The 14,958-nt window shown below is 35.4% G+C and carries 15 protein-coding genes and 1 pseudogene; 2 read left to right on the top strand and 14 right to left on the bottom strand.

Annotated features, from left to right (window positions below; all coding sequences use genetic code 11):
• Positions 1 to 1,612 precede the first annotated feature (1,612 nt).
• Together NSQ40_RS06825 and NSQ40_RS06820 are read left to right on the top strand one after the other, a co-directional pair.
• Entirely contained in the window at positions 1,613 to 1,924 is a 312-nt protein-coding gene (locus NSQ40_RS06825) for a hypothetical protein (RefSeq protein ID WP_018781089.1), read from the top strand.
• Positions 1,925 to 1,939: 15 nt separating this feature from the next.
• Entirely contained in the window at positions 1,940 to 2,338 is a 399-nt protein-coding gene (locus NSQ40_RS06820; RefSeq protein WP_018781090.1) for a hypothetical protein, read from the top strand.
• 119 nt (positions 2,339 to 2,457) lie between these two features.
• Here NSQ40_RS06820 and NSQ40_RS06815 read toward each other — a convergent pair whose 3' ends face one another.
• From NSQ40_RS06815 to NSQ40_RS06750, 14 genes and pseudogenes are all read right to left on the bottom strand, one after another.
• Positions 2,458 to 2,646: a hypothetical protein gene (locus tag NSQ40_RS06815; protein ID WP_098124573.1), complete on the bottom strand. Its 189-nt coding sequence runs from the start codon at positions 2,644 to 2,646 to the stop codon at positions 2,458 to 2,460.
• 93 nt (positions 2,647 to 2,739) lie between these two features.
• Positions 2,740 to 3,075, bottom strand: coding sequence for a hypothetical protein (locus tag NSQ40_RS06810; RefSeq protein ID WP_018781092.1), 336 nt, complete (start codon positions 3,073 to 3,075; stop codon positions 2,740 to 2,742).
• 443 nt (positions 3,076 to 3,518) lie between these two features.
• Positions 3,519 to 4,643, bottom strand: coding sequence for a cyclophane-forming radical SAM/SPASM peptide maturase GrrM/OscB (grrM, locus tag NSQ40_RS06805; protein WP_258248206.1), 1,125 nt, complete (start codon positions 4,641 to 4,643; stop codon positions 3,519 to 3,521).
• Positions 4,640 to 4,843, bottom strand: coding sequence for a hypothetical protein (locus NSQ40_RS06800; RefSeq protein WP_018781094.1), 204 nt, complete (start codon positions 4,841 to 4,843; stop codon positions 4,640 to 4,642). The genes grrM and NSQ40_RS06800 overlap by 4 nt, the downstream gene beginning before the upstream one ends.
• A 2,031-nt stretch (positions 4,844 to 6,874) precedes the next feature.
• Positions 6,875 to 7,447 (bottom strand): recombinase family protein, encoded by a 573-nt coding sequence (locus NSQ40_RS06795; RefSeq protein WP_006094033.1) that lies wholly within the window; start codon positions 7,445 to 7,447, stop codon positions 6,875 to 6,877.
• Between the two features lie 584 nt (positions 7,448 to 8,031).
• On the bottom strand, positions 8,032 to 8,379 hold the full coding sequence (locus tag NSQ40_RS06790) for a hypothetical protein (RefSeq protein WP_018781095.1): 348 nt from the start codon (positions 8,377 to 8,379) through the stop codon (positions 8,032 to 8,034).
• A 33-nt stretch (positions 8,380 to 8,412) separates the two neighbouring features.
• A complete protein-coding gene (locus tag NSQ40_RS06785; RefSeq protein WP_098187872.1) occupies positions 8,413 to 10,032 on the bottom strand; it encodes an EndoU domain-containing protein in 1,620 nt (539 codons plus the stop codon).
• The gene (locus NSQ40_RS06780) at positions 10,029 to 10,391 is read right to left on the bottom strand and encodes a DUF3958 family protein (protein WP_006094028.1); all 363 of its coding nucleotides are present in this window, start codon (positions 10,389 to 10,391) and stop codon (positions 10,029 to 10,031) included. The genes NSQ40_RS06785 and NSQ40_RS06780 overlap by 4 nt, the downstream gene beginning before the upstream one ends.
• Before the next feature lie 40 nt (positions 10,392 to 10,431).
• The gene (locus tag NSQ40_RS06775) at positions 10,432 to 10,707 is read right to left on the bottom strand and encodes a TIGR04197 family type VII secretion effector (protein WP_341286083.1); all 276 of its coding nucleotides are present in this window, start codon (positions 10,705 to 10,707) and stop codon (positions 10,432 to 10,434) included.
• A 593-nt stretch (positions 10,708 to 11,300) separates the two neighbouring features.
• Positions 11,301 to 11,570, bottom strand: coding sequence for a DUF1292 domain-containing protein (locus NSQ40_RS06770; RefSeq protein WP_006094014.1), 270 nt, complete (start codon positions 11,568 to 11,570; stop codon positions 11,301 to 11,303).
• A 243-nt stretch (positions 11,571 to 11,813) separates the two neighbouring features.
• Complete coding sequence (locus NSQ40_RS06765) at positions 11,814 to 12,047, bottom strand: hypothetical protein (RefSeq protein WP_240523075.1); 234 nt, start codon at positions 12,045 to 12,047, stop codon at positions 11,814 to 11,816.
• 25 nt (positions 12,048 to 12,072) lie between these two features.
• Positions 12,073 to 12,282 (bottom strand): SPASM domain-containing protein, encoded by a 210-nt coding sequence (locus tag NSQ40_RS06760; RefSeq protein WP_341286082.1) that lies wholly within the window; start codon positions 12,280 to 12,282, stop codon positions 12,073 to 12,075.
• A 186-nt stretch (positions 12,283 to 12,468) separates the two neighbouring features.
• Positions 12,469 to 13,576, bottom strand: a pseudogene (locus NSQ40_RS06755) (RNA-guided endonuclease InsQ/TnpB family protein).
• Positions 13,577 to 14,163: 587 nt separating this feature from the next.
• The gene (locus NSQ40_RS06750) at positions 14,164 to 14,817 is read right to left on the bottom strand and encodes a hypothetical protein (protein ID WP_144568503.1); all 654 of its coding nucleotides are present in this window, start codon (positions 14,815 to 14,817) and stop codon (positions 14,164 to 14,166) included.
• Positions 14,818 to 14,958: the final 141 nt, after the last annotated feature.

The following is a 14,958-nucleotide window of genomic DNA, read 5'->3' as shown; positions in this document are numbered from 1 at the left end:
CCTATATATTATTTGTTGTTAATTTGTTTAGTTTCGCTTGTTTACCAACTACTCTCCAAAAAGGGAGCCAGCTCAAGGGGGATCGAACTGACTAACCAAGCAATGGAGGTAACTTACAACAAAAAGCTTCACAGCGAACTCATGAGGAAGAAAGGTGATAAACCTCAATCAGCATCCGCTAATAAGAAGCAACTCAATATATCCCTAGAGATGAACTCTACCAACCTACAAATAATTTATTTATAAGCTAGTTAGAATCCACCTCGAAGCATTAAATTAGAAAAAGTCTTTTTTTGTGCCCTCATAAGTGTAGATAGCAAAACTGTGACAAAACTCTTAAATTTTTGTCCTCATAAAAGATGTACGGAAAGTGTTACAAGACTCTTAAATTCACCTTACATAAACTAATATGAGTCTTGTGTGACAAAAGAGTTAGCATTCTTTGGAGGAAAATAATTTTCCTCATTTTTCCCCTTCATAACTGTAGTTACCAGAAGAGTTGCATATCAGAGAATACTATATTGTGAGATATAGCTTTTTCTCTTTCTGGTCCTTCATATATATAAATAGAAAAACTGTGACAAAACTCTTAAATTTTGTCCTCATACAGTAATCACTACAAGTGTCACATTTTTCAAGTCATTCCCTGTCGAACTTACCCTCTGCGTCCGACTCATGAATCGCCAAACCTTTGGTACTACTGGTTTTATACTTATTGAAAACTTTTCGAATAGTTTTACTCATGTATTGCCTTTAGGTGTTTGAAACGTTAAGTGGTCTCTGAGCGAAACTATATGAGAAAAACTTTTGAGGTTGCTGTCTCGTGTCGCTCTACTGTTTTGAATTAGTAATCTAAATACAGTAATTGAAATTCAACAGCGGTAACCTAAAAGTCACACCTCGTGGTTCACTCGAGAATGCAAAAAAAAGAGAACCTATTGGCTCTCCTTCTCAAATTCGTATTTATCTTTTCCAGTTAACATATCATCTTCGAACATTAACATGACACCACTAACCGATTGATCTCCCTTATACTCAAGAATTATGTACTCAGAAGTTTGTTTTTGGCTGTAATACTGAGATGATATCGTTCTTTTGCTTAATCTCTTCGTGTAACTTCTTTTTATTCTCATTTAACTCCATAACCATCATTCTCTTTAGATTATCAGATAACCCTGTAAAGTGTTTCTCGATAAACTCAGTCTCGCTAGTCTCAACTACATAACCTTTATTTTGTCGTAAGCTTGGTAGTACTTCATTAAATACCCATCTTTCGAAGCGTTATGCACTAGGTAGTTTTGACTTTATAATTAAGCGATTCAAGTTCCCCTCGTTGATGTACTCTTTCTCTTGAGTACCTCCTTCGGTAAGGACTGAGCGAATCGTGCCCCCTCACCTAAGCAGTTTTTTCTAATAGCCCTCTAAGGATCTTCTTTGCTGTACCTTAGAATTAAAGCGCCCGATTGTTGAAAATCAATATACAAATCACATTCAAGAAAACCACCTGTTACTTGAACAAAAGGGATGGGCTAATACGCCATATCCATACATAAAGTACTTTCATATCGAATATATTCAATTGAAAAGTTGAAACTCTAATGGGGGGAATTTTATGCCGGTAGTATATCCTCAAGGATATCAACGACCTATACTTCATGACCTTATGAAATTTAAGCAGTTGATTGTAGACGAGATGATGCGTTCAAGATTTACAAATGTAAATTTTTATCAACAAGGTGTTATTGGTGAAAGCGAAACAAACGGTGCTACTGTCATAATACAATTTTTTATGGTTTCAGGACCAAATCGATACTATCAAATTATGGTTGGTTCTGGAAACACTCTAGAAGATGCCCAAAGTGTGGTTCATGCTGTTGAGCTTATAGCCCGGCGAATAGAATATCCAAGCTATATTATTGATTAACTAGGAGGGAATTCTATGGCAGTACCATTAATCACGTATATCTCGACTCGGCATGTTGGCAGCTTCGGTTCGTCCCCCTCCTCGGCGGGAGTATCTGGGCAATTACTTTCTGGTAAAACAAAAGTTGGCAGAGTGCGGAGTATTATTGCAGGTAACTTGGAAAAAATGGGATTTTCTAATGTTAGTAGAAGTGATTCTCCTCATTTTCATTTTCCACCAACAGTTTATCCTCAAAAAGGTTGGGTAGTAGGTTATAAAGACGATTGCATGCTTTACGTTACCCATTTTCCTATGGAAAATGAAATATTCTTAGAAATTACAATGGCTAGTTGTAACACTATTGAAAAGACCCACAGTATGGTTAATGAGGTTGCCGCGATGCTTCGTACAATTCGCGGAATCACATTCCCGTGAGCCGTTTACATCAAAAATTAAACAACTATATTTTTAACCCCGTTCTAAATTTAGGACGGGATTATGCTTGTCTGATTCTTTCGAGTATAAAAAAGAGCCCACCTCTATAGGTAAGCTCCTTAGTTTTTCTTCGAGTAGATCTCGCTAGCTTGTTCCATCTCAAGCATGATTCTCTTTCCATCTTCCATATCTCTTTGGATTAATCTTTTTATGTAAGTGCTAAAATACTGCTGCTTAGCTGCGTAGTGATATAGGTCAAACTCCATAGGATCTGCTATGTTAAACGCTACCGATTTTACTTTCTTCATAGTTAAAACTCCCTTTCTCATTTTAATGTTTATTTATAAAATCCAGAACAAGTACCGCATTGAATCCCTTTCTAGATGTCACCTCAGTCATACTTATAAATCACATATACTTTGAAAACAATTTATTAACCCTTGAGTTTGAATCTTATTAAATCGAAATCCACCTCTTGTCTTCTTAGATACTATAGAAATCCCAAAACAACCATCATTTAACGCTTGAAATTTCATCATTTTTCCCTCGTCATCTATAAGATCCATAGATTTATTACCATGTAGAATACTTATAAATTTATGAGCGTCCCTTTCTAAGAATACAAGATGAATAAGTCTCCTATACTCATCAGTAATAAAAAAGTTTATTGAACCTAATGTATATTCAACTTTTAAGGTAGTGCCCCACAAATCTTCATATTCCAAGACAGGAATCACTTTATGTCACCTCCCAATATAAACGATTATAGAGTTGTCTGAACTAAAAAGAAACAACCTTATAGTCATTTTTTACGATTGGTCTGCTGAGGTAATACTGCACTAATATTTAATAGAAAAAACTCGTTCAAACCGAGGATCTTACACCTCGATAGCCGAAAAGTTACGAAGATGACTGTGTAAAATGATAATAAAGTTATTTAGTTTTAAAACCTATAACACGTATAACCCCGTTCTGATTTTTTTATTAAAAGTCAGGAAGATAATTACAAAACCCTATAATTAAGTATTCAATTATAATGTCACATATTATATAGGGTAAAAAGAAAAGGATAGATGCAAGCAGGTTTAATCCCTGTTCATCTATCCTTTTTGTACAACATATGACCTCATTACATTTTCGTTTTTAAAATCAAAAGTCTCCCGGAATCATGGATAAATGATCATTCCGACAACTTATTGATGACAACAGAAGCGAGTATTTGCTTGTGAAGGATGCAAGTGATTGTTTCTGTACTAGAGATGGAACCATTCTCAAAGTATTTGTTTGAAGGAGATCCACCCCCACATAAATCAAAATAAAGACATGTATCAGCGCAGTTCTTAACGCCATTTTCAATTTCAACTTGTAGTTTCAAATAAATATCATTGTTTATAATATGCTCGAAAGAATCCAGACTGTTTATATTTCCAACTATAAAATTATTAAGTTCTTTATTGCTGCTACCCGCAAATTCAGGAGAATTCGTTGTAATACTACCATTCTTTTGAATCGTAACGATACGCAGCTTTTGTATTTCGTCAGGAACACAATAAAAATGACGGTCTTTGAGTTTGATATTTATAGCAGAGCACATATTTTGAAATTCTCGAATCGTGATTTTATCACGATGTTGTTGCCATAAGTCAAAAAGACGTGACATAAAAGAATTATACATCCGAGTAATATTTTCCAATTTTTCGGAGTTAAGAGATGTTGAATGGTTACTATTTTCAATTTCTTCTACATTAAATCCGACCCATTTAAAGTCATTTTCATAAAAAAAATAAAAAATTCCCTCCGGATAATGGAGACTTTCTTTAGTAAGAACACATATTGCTCCAAAATCAAGTCCGTACTCTTTTAAAAGATTGACACCGCGCATGGCTATATGATGACTCCCTTTACCAGACCAATCCTTACGATTTTGGTTATGTAGAAATTCAGGACCATCCATACTTATACCAATTTTAAAATGGTTCTCTTTAAAAAATTCACACCATTTTGCTGATAGTAAAGTGCCATTCGTTTGAACGGAATTGATCACTTTCCGATTTTCAATATTATACTTCTTAATATAATCGATTATTTTCTCATAAAAGGATATTCCTACTGTTAAAGGTTCTCCTGCATGCCATAGATACTCGATATGGTCACTAACAATCGTGCTGCTTAGAGTTTTTGAAAATATATTTTCCAGTGTAGAATCTTCAATGATCATTGAATTTTGTCTTTCGGGAACATAGCAATAACTACAATTCAGATTACAAAGCGAAGAAGGCTGAATGACAATTAAATTAACTGTCATATAGAATTTCCCCATGTTTTATACCAGTGGCCATGGTCAGTAAAAGTATCGTTCCAGTTACTCCACCGTGGGTCTGAAGAATACGAAGAAGTCGTAAAAGAAAATGAAAGTCCCTTATCCTTACTAATTTTCTCTAATTGTTTAAGTAATTCATCCCGACGTTTTACAGGGAAGTTTGGATCATAGAATTTTTCATCCAAGTTTTATTCACTCCTTCCTTTTTAGTCACTACTCCATGTTATGTGCTTTTTCCTTATGGTATAACTATGGAAATTAATTAGGAACCGACCTTTGTGAAGTATTGTACTTAAATTAAACTGCTTCTATAGTTTAAGTACATTTCTTCAAAATCTCATACAAAAATAATATAAATATCCGGTATTATTTGGAGGTTTTTATTCAACAAAAGGGCCATTTAATTGAATAAGAGGTGATACTTTACCTGTATCACCTCTTAAAAATTCCGAAATATTTCGCTACCCATTTTGAATTATTTTCTGCAAGGTTCAGGCGTTGTACAAGTTCTTTTTTGGACAACTTCATGTATTTTCTTTGGATGTTCTCAACAATTCAATTTGGTTTTATTTTACGAAAATAAATATCTTCCATAGTAGCATTAAAGCTTTATTAAATTAGTTAACCTAGTTAATTATGTAAAAAAAATGCGTCGATTCTTCAAATACGCGAAAAAAAAACGCGTCGATTCAAAGTAGACCAATCCCTTGCAGCTCTAAGGTTTAACCCTATTTCAATCAGAAAAACCTTCTTTATTCTTATAGACTACATAGCTATCTCGTGGTACCTAATTCGACTCCCCCTCCTTAATCCCATCTCAAGTAGCAAACAAAAAGAGCTATACCAACTAAGCAAACCATACAGTTTACTCATCAGCACAGCTCCAAGTTTTACTCATATGTAATTTATATGGGTTCAACTAAAGTAGATCGTACTTCCTCAAACAAAAAAATAAAATATCTGAGGAGGAAAGCCTTTAAGGTAAATTCACAAGGTTACTTCTTGTCGAGAATCGACTAGCCTTACTTGTGGAGTTAATCCTAATTTATTCCCATCTCGTATATATAAAATATTTCAAATATCTTACGAGACGAAATCCTTTAGTTTAACTAACTTGGTCACCTCAGTAGTTCTTTTTTATTTTCGTTTACTGAGTATTACTAATTAGTCCACCTCATAAGGTCATTTATATTTATTTATCTATGAGATGGACTAATAGGTTTAAATAATTAGATACACCTAAGAGTCACTAATTAGGTTAACCTAAGAGCGCCAGCTCGTAAGTTATTTATCTTTATTTACGAACACTAACTAAATTAGATCAACCAATAAGCTTTAACTTCTAGTTTCCTGTATAGGATACTGTGAGGCTACAACTTTTTTAGTCTTCCCTTGAGCTGGTATTCAGTAGGCAAAACTATACAAATCCCCTGAGGTGTGTTCTACCATGCTTCCTCCTCCCTGTTTTAATCACCAAAGTTTTACTCAAAAATTTAGTTCTAAAAAATTTTTAACTCTAAAATTCAATTTATAAGCTATAACTCTAGGTGGTAAGCAAGGTAGGTGAAAACTCAAGAGGTTCCCCCTCAAATGGCGGCTAACGAGGTAAAAACTAACTGGTTGTACTCCTCTGTAATCACATTCAGTAAATACGATATATTTTACTCATAGGTATACTTTCTAAATATGGCTACTATCGAATATATATACATACCTGGATGTTATGATATTTATATATTTAACAAACCATATATAGATTAACCTTGTGGAATGGGTAACTGGTGAGCACCTGATGAGGTGATACTCAAACCTTTCCCAATAACCTTAACCTCACACGATCCTCTCCACGAGCTGGACTAACGAGGCAAGCCTTCACAAGGTTTCACCTCACAAGTACATACATATGAGATGGTAAAATGTTGTTACCTTCTAAGATGACTACATAGTGTCGTTCTCTCATGGTATAACTACATGGTACGCTCTCGTGTGGTATCACTATAAAGGTACAGCTACAGGAGTATAACTATTGGTATGTGCCAGCAGGATCACTACAGAGGTGTAGCTCTAGTAGAGAGTGACAACTTGTCACCTTCTCAGAAGTAGTCTAATGAGCAGTACTTGTGTAGCCAATACCTACCACTATGAGGTGCAGCTACATTGTCCGTACTCGCATACAAACAAAAAAAGAAACAGCGAGGTAGCAACTTAATTGTCACCTATCTCGTAGTTCCTTCTTGTAATTTTCTCTTATTAATCTCTTTATATAGCTTACCTTGAGATATCCCCACTTGACTAACAATGTCCTTGATGGAATATTCTCCAGAGTCATACATCTGTAAAGCTACCCTTATTTTGTCATTATCGAGTTGAGGTCTACCTAGTTTAACTCCCCGTTTCTTTGCGCTTGCCAGTCCTTCTTTTGTTCGTTCTGCTATTAAGTCCCTTTCAAGTTGACTAATTACTGCCATCATAGAGAACATAGCTTTTCCAGTCGGCGTTGAAGTATCCATATTTTCCTTTAATGATATGAAAGTAACACCCATATTATTTAACTCCTCAACAGTTGTAAGGATATCAAGAGTGTTTCTCCCTAGTCTGCTAATAGCTTCTACAATAACGGTATCACCTTCTCGTACTGTATCCATGAGCTGGGTTAGTCCTGCTCGATCTTTTTTAGTTCCTGTATATTTCTCTTGGATTAATCTATCATAGCCATACTTATTGAGTGCTTCCAGTTGTCTATCAAGTAACTGCTCATCAGTTGAAACCCTAGCATAAGCGATTCTCATCAGGTTTCTCCCCCTTACATTTATTGTGCTTTTAATGTAACATGAGAGCTCACTAAGTGTAAATGTTTTATGTAATCTTTTATGTAATAACTTTATGTAACATACAAAAGGCTTAACGGTAAGGTTTGCTTCCCTAGTTAAATGATTACACTTATTTATCGTTTTATGTAATCTTGGAGTATACTACAGAGCTGGCTACCTCAGATTTACACAACATAGAGCTATCACTACATTGGTTACTATATAGTTCTGATATGAGTTTAGCTAAAAAGGATCGCATCGAGGTTGGAGGTTACCTATTTAACACACCTCGGAACATTACCTGTGAGTGTCCTACGAGTAATAAAAAGCCAATTAGAATACCTTTAAATCACTTATATAGTGACCTAGAAGTTATTCTAATCGGCTTCTCTTGTTTAAGATGCAGGCCTGATTCGTTATACACAAAAGTGAATTTATCGAGGGGGAGGTTTTCGGGATTTTGGTTCGCCGGGTGTCTGGAAAATCCGTGCTATAGATAGTATGTGGTATGTAAAATAATTTAAAAGGCTGACTTCTGTATGAAGTCAGCCTTTTAAATTATTTTACTCCTGTGTTTTCTCTTTTTTAAACTCTTTTTGTTTGTCCAGCCAAATATTAATTAAATGTACTAATTCAACCGTTTCTATCTCACAAAATTCACCTTTACCATCTTCAGCTAAATTGTCTAGGACAATAGTTGTATCTCTTCGAATTTCTAAACCACAAATGTTGCCATTTACTTCTCCATAATCCTTTTCCCCGTTTAAAACACTATGTATCTCTTCTAAAATCCAATCTCCAAATGCAGAAACTTCAACATATAAAAAGGTTCCAACAAGTTTAATTTCCTTTGGTACCCTCATGATTAATATTTCATCATCAAGCACTTCAAAAGTATATTTATATTTCATTTCTATCATACTCCCTTATATTAAAAATAGAATTTATTCTTTTGGGAAAGCAGAGATAATTTTCCCGTTGTCAGCTATATACATGATAATTTCTATACCGTCTAGACCTACTCCTTTATATGTATTATCGATTACAAGTCTTTTATTATTGTATGCTTCATTTATATTATCTACAATTTTCTGTGGACTCCAATCTTTAGGGAAAAATGTAGAGTATCCCCTATTTGCAGTCTTAGGGACTCCATTTACTTCTACCTTAGCTTTATATACTCCCTGATTATTTACTGTTCTTTCTGTTCCCGCAACTATTTTTCCTGGTGTATTCTCTAATGCTTCAGTGTGATAGCCAACTGCTTTACCAATGCCATTTATTTCACCCTCTAGAATATGCTTAAGTCCTCTTCTCGTGAATTTTTCTGTTCCTCTTAAGCTAGACATGATTTGTCTATTAGAGAGTGATGGAGTATGGTTTCTTCCACCAGAATTAGCGAACTGATAAGTGGATAGTTTTTCTTCAGTTTGTTTAAAATCAGGTATAGCAAATCTAGAACGTATATTATTTCCACCAGCAAAAGCAAAACGATCCCCCATTTGTAAATTACCAATAGTATGAGAAATAACTTCTGGAATTTTATCTTTTGCTATTTTAGTTGTCACTTTACCCAATTTACTTGCTTTACTTAATCCTTTATCGCCAATAACACCTACTGCAACTTGTGTTAAAGCATAACTTCCCCATTTCGCACGACTTTCAGCATCTCCATTTATTACATCATTAATAAATGAGTCTGACACTACATTATACATGGTACTAAGGGTATCAATAGGATGCAACGCAGCATTCCCCATGTTTTCCCACGTTTCCCGCTTACCAAGCGCTTTAAATCCTTCTATGGTGTCTCCAATTGCTTCTCCTGCACCTTCTATAGTGCCATCTATAACTTTTCGGAAAGTAGATTTTTCAGGTAACTTACCACACATTGCCCCTTCTTCAATTGAACTACTCTTTAGATGGTTTTCAGCCTGACGTGCCCTTTCTTCTGTAATCGATTGAATAGAGGTTGTCCACTCCATATTCAATCCTTGTGTACTAAATGTACCACTTACAGGACTAAAACCTTTCCCACTTTGGACTTCAGCCAAACCCGTCGCAATGCTAGCGGCTAATTGAATTGCTGTACTATAATTATTACTAGATGTTTGGTTAAACTCATACAGGTGATCTAACTTTTCTTGCAGTTTTTTCCTCATAGCAGTGAAAAGATTCGCCATAGCGTCCATACCTGGAATTGGTATAGTTTGAATGATGGCTTCCATACTTACTTTCATTCGATCAATTTCTTGAATTTGTTCTAATATTTCTTGTTCAATTACATCAGTTGAAGCTACCTTTGATTGAAATTGACTTGGAAAGGCATCATTCTGACGGATTAATTCTTCACATAAGTAAATGATTCCCTGTGCTAAAGGACGAAAGGTTTGTACAAAAAATGCTTTCGCACTATCATAAGTCTGCCCTTGTAAAACAGTATCAATTGCAAAAGCGTCAATCGACTGAATGGCTTGTTCCATACCTTGAATGGTAGCGGTACATACAGCGTTCATGCTTTGAGTTTGGCTTTGTACTTCTCCCAAATACATATTTAAACTCATGCATTGACCTCCCTTGCTAATTGTTGTTGCTGATAGGAAAGGTCGTTTTCTAAATCACTAAGGTCTCGTCTTTCTTTAAGCAACGTTTCTTTTTGGTTTTCCAATTCGAATGTAAGTTTTCGCTCAATGTGCCCTGCTTCTTGACGCATATTCATAAAAAAATGAGATAACTCTTTATCCCCATGCCAAGTTTCGAAAATTCGATTAAATAAACGATTGCTTCGACTTTTCCATTCGTGAAAATCTGTTTCCGCTTGTTCCTGTGTTTGAATCGCAGATTGATTCCGATCCTGTTCTTCGAATATACTTTGTAATTTTTGATTTAATTGATGGATTTGTTCTTCAATATCTTGACTCATCTTTTTCCTCCTATCGTTTTACTTTACGTAGGTTGTCACATTAGCGAAAAGTATTTTGAAGTTCGTTATCCATTCTCTCAAACCCGTTAGCTACCGAATGAATATTATCAACCGCTTGTTGAAAGGCGGCAGAAAATTGTTTCGTTAAATCTAAAACTTGTTGGTTCGCTTCTTGTGCTTTGGAGTTAACAGATAGCGTAGTACGCGTCGCCTTTTTTATAGAACGATTTGTCGCACTTTGGATTGTATCCGAAGCTACTCTCATCTGCGTAGCGATTTGTTGTGCCGCTTGAAAATTACTTTGAAATTGTCCCATTGTTTAAATCCTTTCTACTATGTTCATGGAGAATTATACCATATTTCTAAGTTTCTCCATTAGGAATGATGTTGGTAATGAAAAAGGATATATAGTTAAGGTGAATCTAACCTCTTCACCTAGATTCTTTATTTCATCTTTAATAGTACGTATTGTACAAGAAACCAATATAAATATACTATCTACATAGAAAGCTACAAATCACCTGAGAAGTACAACTCAAAAATTTCCCCTGTGGAGGTTGTTGCAAAAAGTACTTGACCAATGAATATAACTCCTTTAGTATTTTCCGTAAGAAACTCTAATTGAAGTGGTTCTCAATGAAGATAATAACTTGAGAGCCTTGATACATATAAGTTTTACTGATCCTAAACCTCTACAGTTAACTGAAAGGTTCCCTTGACAGGGTGGAGGTCGTGAGTTCGAGCCTCTCCGGGGTCATAAAATACGGTAAAATAGCGTTCTACCAATTGGTAGAACGCTATTTTTATGCGATGATTTATTCGTTGATTTAGCCATTTAGGAAATATTTTTCAACCATATATACACAAAGAGAGGGCATATATTTATCCCTCTCTTCTGTCCAACCAATATTAATCTTGCTCATCCATCATTTCCTCAAACGCAGCAGACACTTTTTCAAACTCCTTGTCACTCTCGATGTATGACAATTCACCATCATCTTCTACTCTTAAAAAGAAGATATCAATGTCTTCATCTGTTTCCTTTTGAAGGTCCTCTACAAAGCCGACAGCAATGTATTCTGCTCCTTCGACATTCATCGTTCCCAGCACTTCAACTTCCTGCTCCTGATCACTCTCATCGCTAAGGGTAAAAATTTCGCCTACTTCAATTTCCTCCATATGCGTACTCCTCCTTTCATACTCTAAAAAATAGAGCGTTCAAATCGCATACCTACTAACATATCTTTCCATAAAAAATCAAATCAATGCGCAAAAAACAACAAATTCTTGCTGCTTCAGCGTAAATACCCATCCAAAAAGATATCATTCGTGAATATAAACTAACATATTTCGTATTAGATAATTGGATCAACTAAAGTAATTAAAGTCCCAACGGTTTCAAAAAATTAGAAATATCCTATTTTAGATTTTCGAAAGACCTCCTTGATCCATAATTATTTCTTTTATATAGGAAGCAGGGAAACCATCTTGTAACAGCTGTTTCATCATTTTCATATAAGGGTTAATATGCTTAAAATATTTCTTATAGGATGCACATAGATAATTTAATCCTGGCTCATTTTGATTTGAAACTAGAAATCTATTTTTAGGACATTCACCATGACAAGCGAATCGAACCTCGCAATTTCTACACACTAAGGGCAGTGTATCTTGCTTCTTCTTACCAAAGGCAAGCTGTGATGGGGGAATTTATCATATTTACTAATCCGTCTGTAATATTTCCTAATCGATATTCAGGATAAACGTAATGATCACAAGAAAACAGATCACCATTATGTTCCATAGCGACCGCTCTACCACACTCTTTTGCAAAAATACAGACTGGTGACGGAATTCCGATCCAGGAAGCTAATGCCCATTCAAAATTCATAACATAAATCGCCCCTACATCATGCTGCACCCACTCAGTGAATTACCCCTCCTTAACACTCTTACGAATCGTTTGAAGAAGGGGCTTCCTGTTTCATAGAGCGTTGCTGCTTGGGAATCCAAGCAGTCTTACATACTCTCCACAGGCGTCGTTTATACTGTTCGGACACAACCTTGCCTTACAGTTTCATTCTTCAGTCGTTCTCACAAGTAATTGCTCTAATCCTTTTCGCAAAATGTTGAGACTTGCATTATAATCTCTATCTAACACCGTTCCACACTTTGTACAAATATGTGTCCGAATCGAAAGTGATTTTTCCACACGATTCCCATAGCTAGAACAATCTTGTGATGTGTACGCTGGGTCTACTTTCACAAGTAAACCTCCAAATTTCTCGCACTTATACAAAAGCATCTTACGAAAAGCGCCCCAGCCTGCATCAGAGATCGACTTCGACACTTTTCGATTCCGAACCATCTTTCGAATATCCAGATTTTCTATACAAATCACCGAATACATTTGCGTGAGATGATAACTTAATTTGTGTAAAAAATCTTTTCTTTGATTCGCTACCTTTTCATGAAGGCTCCGAATCCGTTCTACTTGCTTCTTATAGTTCGTAGAGTCCTTCTTTTTCTTCGAAAGGTTATGCTGTGCTTTGCTCAATTGCTTTTCTTTTTGTAGAAGAAATCTTGGATTTTCAAATACCGTTCCATTTGAAAGAACAGCGTATTCATTCAGTCCTACATCTATACCAATTGCATTTTCCATATCAATAGAGGGAGGTACATCCTGTCTTTCGACACTAAAAATAGTGTACCATCTGTTTGATTGTTCCTTCTATCGGCCGATGCAGATGAATCTCTATTTCTCCTAATTGTTTGTTATATAAATTTCCGTTATCTGCAAATGACATCGCAAAGCGGTGTTTCCCATTCGATTTGAATCCAAATTGAGGGAAAGTGAGACTATTATAGTCTTTATACGTTTTCAATTTGGGATAGTTCGTATCCCCACTCAAAAAGCCATCATATGCCTTTTTGAGTCGTAAAAATACTTCTTGTAAGGGCTGTGATGGCACTGCTTTTAGAAAAGGATATCTCTTCTTATCGATTACTTGTTGCTTTTGCATGTCAGAACGTGTATACAGCTGTTGATGTTCTTTATATTTTCTCTGTTTATCTAAAAGAGCAGAGTTATAGGTTTGACGACAATATTGTAGCCAACGTTCTAACATTTCTTTCTGTTCTTTCGTTGGGAAAATTTCATATTTTTGGCTCAGCAACATTGTCATCACCTTCCTCTTTTTTCATTGTAGTGTTTCAGATTCCTAAAAACAAAGAAACGAATGTACGTTCCCATACTACTAGTATACATGGAGTTACAGAAAAAGGAACTGAAAACTTCACGCTGTGCACGATCAACATTCATCCCCTCCCTACCACTGGACTATGTCCTGCACGCGCTTGAGGAAGGGGACTTCTGTTGGAGTACTGTTAAATTTATTAAGGGGACGATTTCATAATGAGTAACTACTAAAAAAAGAAGCTTTTTTTACATGACGATTCCTTCGACTATCCTTTTTTATTCTGATAATCATCGTGTACTTTTAAATATATCCCCGTTAAAACTCACTTATTTATGGTACGGCTCACCACATCAACTACTGTATATAATTGTGAAATACCAACATAAAATGAATGCCCAAATAAGCCAGATGTCGAAAAACATCTGGCTTATTTAGTTTAAATTGATAGCTATAAATATAAGTGGCGTTTTGTTTTGTCTAGAACATGGAAAAGAGGTACAGTCACATTACGTAGGATTTATATCGTTCAGTGTAAGCTATTGGTAGCCACGAGACTACTCTCCTGATCACAATTATTGAATCGCTTGAAATGTAGCACCGCCGCGAGTATCGATAATATCTCCATCGACTATAGCAACCACATAACTTTCTAGTCCAAAGTCTCCTCCACCTAAAATCACATTCACCTTTGTACCTCCAGATGAACTGTATACAAAGAGGTTGCTCTTACCAGTTATCTTATATCTACCTGCAGGAATATCTTTTCCTACAGACCAATAGCCTGCACCAAGTTTCTTAGGCTCTTGCTGTTTCAATACAACACCTTCCGTAAGCTTCTGCAGCTCAGCTTTCTTAGCGTTGATATCACCATCTAGTTTGCTTATCTCTGACTTTTTACCATCCAGTTCAGATTGCTTGTTCTTAATTTCATTCTCGATGTTTGTCTTGTTCTCTAATAATTTTTTAGCCCCTTCGAATTCCGCAGAGCGAAGCTTTAACTCTGCATTCACCTTGTCCAAACCTTCTTTTGTAGTCTTTAATTCTTTTTCTGTCTTATCCAGTGAATTCTCTTTCTGTTCGATATTACTAACTAGACTCTTATATGTAGTAACCTTACCATTTACTTCTGCATCACCAGGAATCGTACCTACATTGTAAGCTATAGTGGAAGCAACAACAATCGCTCCAACCGCTCCCCATAATGCTTTTGATTTCAATAGTTTCATAAGGTATCCTCTCTTTTTTCATCTTTTATATTAATATTTTATTAATTTTCAGAGATAAACGAGATGTTAGTTTTATGAATATTCTTAATATTAAAAATATATTCGTCGGATTTTGAAGGAAAAAGATTGTAACTACAAAAT

It is taken from the genome of Bacillus sp. FSL K6-6038, assembly GCF_038050455.1.
Classification (GTDB): domain Bacteria; phylum Bacillota; class Bacilli; order Bacillales; family Bacillaceae_G; genus Bacillus_A; species Bacillus_A pseudomycoides.
Note: the sequence above shows the minus strand (reverse complement) of the source record. Positions and strands in the feature narration are given on the sequence as shown.

What these genes read in the sequence shown, in the direction of transcription:
- NSQ40_RS06825 (WP_018781089.1), top strand. Translation starts at nt 1,613, where the DNA reads ATGCCGGTAGTATATCCTCAAGGATATCAACGACCTATACTTCATGAC.
- NSQ40_RS06820 (WP_018781090.1), top strand. Translation starts at nt 1,940, where the DNA reads ATGGCAGTACCATTAATCACGTATATCTCGACTCGGCATGTTGGCAGC.
- NSQ40_RS06815 (WP_098124573.1), bottom strand. Translation starts at nt 2,646, where the DNA reads ATGAAGAAAGTAAAATCGGTAGCGTTTAACATAGCAGATCCTATGGAG.
- grrM (WP_258248206.1), bottom strand. Translation starts at nt 4,643, where the DNA reads ATGACAGTTAATTTAATTGTCATTCAGCCTTCTTCGCTTTGTAATCTG.
- NSQ40_RS06795 (WP_006094033.1), bottom strand. Translation starts at nt 7,447, where the DNA reads ATGAGAATCGCTTATGCTAGGGTTTCAACTGATGAGCAGTTACTTGAT.
- NSQ40_RS06790 (WP_018781095.1), bottom strand. Translation starts at nt 8,379, where the DNA reads ATGAAATATAAATATACTTTTGAAGTGCTTGATGATGAAATATTAATC.
- NSQ40_RS06785 (WP_098187872.1), bottom strand. Translation starts at nt 10,032, where the DNA reads ATGAGTTTAAATATGTATTTGGGAGAAGTACAAAGCCAAACTCAAAGC.
- NSQ40_RS06780 (WP_006094028.1), bottom strand. Translation starts at nt 10,391, where the DNA reads ATGAGTCAAGATATTGAAGAACAAATCCATCAATTAAATCAAAAATTA.
- NSQ40_RS06775 (WP_341286083.1), bottom strand. Translation starts at nt 10,707, where the DNA reads ATGGGACAATTTCAAAGTAATTTTCAAGCGGCACAACAAATCGCTACG.
- NSQ40_RS06770 (WP_006094014.1), bottom strand. Translation starts at nt 11,570, where the DNA reads ATGGAGGAAATTGAAGTAGGCGAAATTTTTACCCTTAGCGATGAGAGT.
- NSQ40_RS06760 (WP_341286082.1), bottom strand. Translation starts at nt 12,282, where the DNA reads ATGAATTTTGAATGGGCATTAGCTTCCTGGATCGGAATTCCGTCACCA.
- NSQ40_RS06750 (WP_144568503.1), bottom strand. Translation starts at nt 14,817, where the DNA reads ATGAAACTATTGAAATCAAAAGCATTATGGGGAGCGGTTGGAGCGATT.